The sequence below is a fragment of the Mycobacterium sp. NGS11 genome, from assembly GCF_059813315.1.
The window spans coordinates 1-6482 of record NZ_JCALEJ010000052.1; the positions used below are offsets into that span (position 1 = coordinate 1).

At 60.2% G+C, this 6482-nt stretch carries 6 protein-coding genes; 5 read left to right on the forward strand and 1 reads right to left on the reverse strand.

All coding sequences use genetic code 11. The annotated features are described in order from the left end of the window. The 5 genes from AC5Y4T_RS25880 to AC5Y4T_RS25900 form a co-directional block, all read left to right on the forward strand. Positions 1-893: NAD(P)/FAD-dependent oxidoreductase (locus AC5Y4T_RS25880; protein WP_499956112.1), on the forward strand; the 893-nt coding region annotated here is incomplete at its 5' end. Between the two features lie 115 nt (positions 894-1008). After that, entirely contained in the window at positions 1009-2466 is a 1458-nt protein-coding gene (locus tag AC5Y4T_RS25885; protein WP_065123239.1) for a cytochrome P450, read from the forward strand. Continuing rightward, complete coding sequence (locus AC5Y4T_RS25890; protein WP_065123240.1) at positions 2463-3116, forward strand: transglutaminase-like domain-containing protein; 654 nt, start codon at positions 2463-2465, stop codon at positions 3114-3116. Before AC5Y4T_RS25885 ends, AC5Y4T_RS25890 begins: the two co-directional genes overlap by 4 nt. A gap of 14 nt (positions 3117-3130) precedes the next feature. Then, the gene (locus AC5Y4T_RS25895) at positions 3131-4762 is read left to right on the forward strand and encodes a fatty acid--CoA ligase (RefSeq protein ID WP_065123241.1); all 1632 of its coding nucleotides are present in this window, start codon (positions 3131-3133) and stop codon (positions 4760-4762) included. Positions 4763-4800: 38 nt separating this feature from the next. Then, complete coding sequence (locus AC5Y4T_RS25900) at positions 4801-5946, forward strand: acyl-CoA dehydrogenase family protein (protein WP_065123242.1); 1146 nt, start codon at positions 4801-4803, stop codon at positions 5944-5946. A 322-nt stretch (positions 5947-6268) separates the two neighbouring features. Here the strand turns inward: AC5Y4T_RS25900 and AC5Y4T_RS25905 are convergent. Further along, on the reverse strand, positions 6269-6482 hold a 214-nt coding region (locus tag AC5Y4T_RS25905), incomplete at its 5' end, for an integrase core domain-containing protein (protein WP_499956115.1).

Genomic DNA, 6482 nt, shown 5'->3' on the forward strand with positions numbered 1-6482 from the left:
CGTGGATCTTGCCGAAGTGGGACAGCAGGTATGGAGTCGTTCACCACTGGGTGATCGGATTATTGCCGATAGCGCTGCGCCTCGAGCGTTTCGCGGTATGGCTAATTTTCGAGTTGCTCGCTGTGACGCTAGTCGACGCGAAGCCCCTCTCACGCGTCCTCGGTGCGATCGCGCGCCGCCACCTACATCGGCAGGTTGCTAGCCCATCTTTGCGCGAGCAGTTGACGCCTTCCGACGCGCCGGGATGCAAGCGAGTGCTGTTCTCGAATGACTACTACCCAGCAATCGCGAGTGATCGTGTGTCGTTGGTGCCGAACGCGATCGCAAAGCTCTGCGATAAGGGTGTCAAGACCGAGGACGGCGAATTTCGTCCTGCAGACGTCGTGATCTACGGAACCGGGTTTCGCGCCACCGCTTTTCTCGCCCCGATGTCCGTGCGCGGCTCTCGCGGAGTCTCCTTGGCCGAGGTGTGGAAGACCCAGGCATACGCATATCTGGGCATCACTGTCCCCATGTTCCCGAACCTGTTCCTGCTTTATGGTCCCAACACGAATGTGGGCTCGGGGTCGATCGTCTACATGATCGAGTCACAGGTCCGTCACATCGCAACGCTCATCAGGGTCGTGGCTGCTCATCCGGGTCATGCGATCGAGGTCAAGCCAGAGATCGCGCAACGCTACAACAGGCGCTTGAGAAGGCGACTACGGAGGTCGGTGTGGGCGCTGTATGCGAGCTGGTATCGAGCCTCGAGTGGGGAAATCCCGACGAACTGGCCGGGGCCTACCTTGGTTTATCGACTCCTTACCCGGAAGCCGCACAGCGGCGATTACGTCTTGAGAAACGTCGGGCGTCTCAAGGTCGGAGACCCTGCAGAACCGAGCCTGGCCGACTAAGGGCACGAAACGCACTTAACCGCTAGGCCAATAATGTCGAGATATTGACATTGATGGCAGCTCTGTAAAGACTGGTGGAGGCGCCGTCAAAGCGGCCCAGCGTCCAGGAGGGACCATGACGAATCACCTTCTCGCACCTGCGCATCACGTGAAGGAGCGGTTGTCCTCTGTGATCATGGTCCCCGCGCCTCACGCCGTCGACGACAGATGGCGTCGATGGAGCCGGGACTGGCCGGTTCGTGAACTGGCACCGCCACCCGCGGGCAGTGGGTTGAAAGCCGTCCGGGGGGATGCCGGACTGCCCTTTGTGGGTCACACGCTCGACTACATCCGATTCGGATCGGATTTCAGTCGAGAGCGCTACGACCGTCTGGGTTCGGTGTCGTGGATGGGCGCGTTCGGCACCAAGATGGTGGTCATCGCGGGACCGAACGCCACTCGGGAGGCGTTCACGAGCGAAGCGAAGGCATTCTCTCAGGATGGCTGGTCCTTCCTGATCGACGCCTTCTTCCATCGCGGTTTGATGCTCATGAGCTTCGACGAGCACTTGATGCACCGGCGCATCATGCAGGAGGCGTTTACGCGTCCGCGTTTGACCGGATATGTCGAACAGGTGACCCCATGCGTTCGCACGGCAGTGCCCGCTTGGCCGGTGGGTCCGTCGGTTCGAATCTACCCATTGCTGAAGGAACTCACCCTCGACATAGCTACCGACGTCTTCATGGGCGGTCGCGGCAAGGACGAGAGCGATGCTGTCAACAAAGCGTTCGTCGCCACGGTCCGGGCGGCGAGTTCCCTTGTGCGTGCTCCGCTTCCGGGAACCAGATTCCGCGCTGGTGTGCAAGGGCGGCGCGTCTTGGAGGACTACTTCTTCCGGCATCTGCCGGCCGCGCGAGCCGGCGAGACGGAGGATCTGTTCGCTGCTCTCTGTCAAGCCACGACCGAAGACGAGGAGCGATTTTCCGACGAGGATGTGGTTAATCACATGATCTTCTTGATGATGGCGGCCCACGACACATCCACGATTACCACCACAGCGGTCACCTATTTCCTTGCCGGGTATCCGCAGTGGCAGGAGGCAGCGGCTGCGGAAGCCGCGGCCATCGGTGACGGGTTGCCGGACATTGAGACCCTGGAGAAGATGACGGTCATCGACCTCGTGATCAAGGAAGCGCTCAGACTGCTTGCACCTGTTCCGCTGGTGATGCGCAAGACGGTTCGAGATGTCGCCATCGACGGATATCACATCCCCGCGAACACGTTGTGCGCCATAACGCCTGCCGTGAATCACTTCGATCGAACGATCTGGAGTGATCCGGAGCGGTTCGATCCCTCACGTTTCGACGAGCCTCGGCGCGAAGACCAACACCACCGATTCGCCTGGGTTCCGTTCGGAGGTGGAGCGCACAAGTGCATCGGCATGCAATTCGGGACGCTTGAGGTCAAAGCAATCCTGCAGAGGATGCTGCGTTCGTTCACCTGGTCGGTTCCGGAAAACTATCACGTCCGATGGGACAACACCTCGCTACCCATTCCGGTGGACGGACTTCCGTTGGAGATGAAGCGCCGATGACCGTCGACCACAGGCCCTACCTCGAACCCACGGAGTTTCTTGACTGGCAACAAGATTCGGTACGTGACTTCGTATCATCGGCGATCCGTGGTGCCTGCGGCGACACCGAGAAGGCCATCGCCATCTTCACCGCGGTCCGTGACTCCATTTGGTACGACCCGTACACGGTGACCGATAACCCACATGCGTATCGCGCCAGTACCGTCGCGACCGCAGAACGAGCCTACTGCGTCCCGAAGGCCGTGCTCTTGACTGCAGCGTGCCGAGCGGCGGGAATCCCGGCGCGGCTGGGGTTCGCCGACGTCCGAAACCACCTCCAGACCAAGACATTGCGCGAGCGGATGGGTGGTGCCGACGTTTTCGTCTACCACGGTTACAGTCTCATGTTTCTCAACGGTGCGTGGGTCAAGGCCACTCCGGCGTTCAATCGCGAGCTGTGCGCACGTTTCGGTGTCTCGCCGATCGGATTCGACGGCCGTAGCGACGCGCTACTCCATGGTTTCACCGCTGACGGCACCCAGCACATGGAATATCTACGCGACCGGGGAGCCTACGACGATCTACCCCTAGCAGACATCCTGCAAGCGCTGAAAACGCATTACGGGACATTCATCGACCACCCGAACAGCCGTCCTGACCTCTTCGCCTGAAAGGGCACTACACGATGCAAAGCACCATGCAAAATGTTCCCCTCACGGTTTCGGCGATCGTTCAGCATGCGGCAGCCATACACGGTGACAGCGAGGTCATCACTTCGACCGGAGATGGCTATCGTAGGACGCCTTACCGCAGTGTGCTGCCGCGCGTAGCTCGACTTGCCAACGCGCTGCGCAGCCTTGGCATCACGGCAGACCAACGCGTGGCCACCTTCCAGTGGAGCAACCAGGAACATCTGGAGGCCTACTGTGCGATTCCCTCTATGGGAGCGGTCCTGCACACGCTCAACATTCGTTTGGCCCCGGAGCAACTCGCGTACATCGCCAACCACGCGAGCGATCAGATCGTCCTAGTGGACGCTTCGGTTGTCCCGTTGTTGGCGCGCGCGCTCCCAGCGATGGCGTCGGTGCACACCGTCATCGTCACCGGAGAGGGCGACGTTGCCCCGCTACAGGGATGCGGGAAGACCGTTCTGCGTTACGCGGAAGTGCTTGCCGGCCAGGAAGAGTCATTTGACTGGCCTCGGCTCGACGAGCTGTCGGCCGCGGCCATGTGTTATACGAGCGGCACCACCGGAGATCCCAAAGGCGTCGTCTACAGCCACCGTTCGACGTACCTTCACTCCCTGACCGCCTGCACAGCTAACGCTTTGTCAGTCAGCGAGGCCGACCGTGTGCTGGCCATCGTCCCAATGTTTCACGCCAATGCGTGGGGGCTTATCTACGCAGCGTTGATGTCCGGTGCGGATCTGGTGCTGCCTGACCGGTATCTCCATGCCGAACCGTTGGTGTCGATCATCGAAGACACCAAGCCGACCGTGGCCGGTGCAGTGCCGACGATCTGGAACGACGTCGACCGATATCTGGATTCGCACCCTAGGCGGGACATTTCTTCGCTACGGCTGGTCGCGTGCGGGGGATCTGCTGTTCCGCTTTCCTTGATGCGGACGTTCGAAGAGAAGTACAGCGTGCCCGTTGTACAGGCATGGGGTATGACCGAAACCTCTCCGCTGGCGACCGTTGCACGTCCGGCTGGCAGAGCCGACGCGACGCGACGATGCGAGATGCGCGCATCCCAGGGCCGGCCGATCTGCGGTGTCGAAATCCGGTTGCGGGACGACGACGGGAAAGACGTGCCGTGGGACGGTCGGTCGGTTGGGGAAATTCAGGCGCGCGGCCCTTGGATTACCGGTTCCTATTTCGGAGACAACGATACGGAGAAGTTCGATGAAGGATGGTTGCGTACCGGTGATGTGGGCAGGATCGACGCCGAGGGCTATCTGACACTGACCGACCGCTCGAAAGACGTCATCAAGTCAGGTGGCGAATGGATCTCCTCGGTGGAGCTGGAGAACACGCTGATCGGGCACCCTGCCGTGTACGAAGCGGCGGTAGTCGGCGTCGCGGACGATAAGTGGCAGGAACGGCCGTTGGCGCTTGTCGTCGTCCACCCCGGAACCGACGTTGACATTGACCAACTCCGATCGTTCCTTTCGGGCAAAGTCGCCAAGTGGTGGATTCCTGAGCGATGGAGCTTCGTGTCCGATATTCCGAGGACGAGCGTCGGAAAGTACGACAAAAAGGCCATCCGTGCGCGCCACTCTGCCGGCGAATACCTCATCGAAATCGAAACGACATAGCGTCAAATCCCTGGAATTCCAACAGTCGGAAGGTAATCATGTCCTCCTCAATCTCTCCCTGGATGAATGCCGAATTACTCGAGCTTCGTGACCTCGCTGCGAAGTTCTTCTCGGCCGAATTGGCGCCGCATGCGCAACGCTTTGCAGACCAGCACCACGTCGACCGAGAACTGTGGAACCGAGCGGGCGAGCTGGGCCTGCTCTGCATGTCTATACCTGAGGAATATGGTGGAGGCGGTGGCACTTTTGCGCACGAAGCGGTCGTGCTCGAAGAGCAGGCCCGCATCGGTGACAGCTCATGGGGCGCGGGACTGCACAGCGGAATCGTGGCCCATTACATCCTGCAGTACGCGACTGAAGAGCTGCGCGGGCAGTGGCTTCCCAGGATGGCGTCCGGTGAAATGATCGGGGCGATAGCCATGACAGAAGCGGGGACCGGGTCCGATCTCCAGAGCGTCAAGACAAAGGCCCTCCTGGACGGTGACGAGTACGTGATCACCGGCTCCAAGACTTTCATCACCAACGGCCAACAGGCCGACCTCATCATCGTTGTTGCCAAGACAGATCCGAGCCAGGGCGCTGCGGGCATCTCTTTGATCGCTGTCGAGGCTGACCGGGCGGGATTCCGGCGTGGCAAGGTTCTCGACAAGATCGGCCAACGCGGCCAGGACACCTCCGAGTTGTTCTTCGATGAAGTGAGAGTTCCGCGCTCGCATCTACTGGGCCAGGCCGAGGGACAGGGCTTCATTCAGCTGATGACGCAGCTGCCCCAAGAGCGACTCATCGTCGCGCTTGGGGCTGTCGCAGCGATGGAACTGGCCTTAGAGCAGACGCTCAAGTACACCCGTGAGCGGGAGGCGTTTGGTCGGCCTGTCTTCGGCTTTCAGAACACCAAGTTCACGCTGGCTGAAGCCGCGACCGAGACGCGCATCGCACGAGTATTTCTCGACCACTGCATCGACCTGCACCTTGCGGGTCAACTTGACGTGCAGACAGTCGCCATGGCGAAGTGGTGGACCACTGAGCGAGCGATGAAGGTACTCGATGACTGTATGCAGCTTCACGGCGGATATGGCTACATGACCGAGTACCCCATCTCCCGATTGTGGGTGGATCAGCGCGTGCAAAAGATCTACGCCGGTACGAACGAGGTGATGAAGGAAATCATCTCGCGTTCCTTATGACTCGGCTGAGTTGTCACGTGCACGTTAGTCACCGCGAGGAGGATTGATGGCATCGACGGTGGTGCCGTATCGCCACGACATGGCTCTTCGTAATTCAGAGTGCATTGACCAGTGCGTGGAGTGCGCCGCTGTGCAGCAGTGAGCGGATTCGGTAGTGGGTGAGATTGCGAGGTGGCGTCCGGAATCCGGTGTAAATCGGCCTGCGGAGGTTCTTGCTTCGGTGGGTGATGCTACGCGATATCGTCGCTGACTTTCTTGCGCACCCGCCGGGTTACTGACCGGACCCCGTGAACTGATCTGTCCCCGCTGTTTCGAGCCGTGGTTATGCGAGTTGAGGGATCGAATAGGTGGACGTCCAGAGCGTTTCGAACTCTGTGGGGCTGATGTTACCGAGATAGCTGTGACGGCGTTCCGCGTTGTAGAAGTTGTCGATGTAATCGGCCATGGCGGCGGCCAATTCGATCGTGGTGGCCCATCTGCGGGTGTTAAGTAGCTCGACCTGCATCCGCGCCCAGAATGACTCCATGGCGGCATTA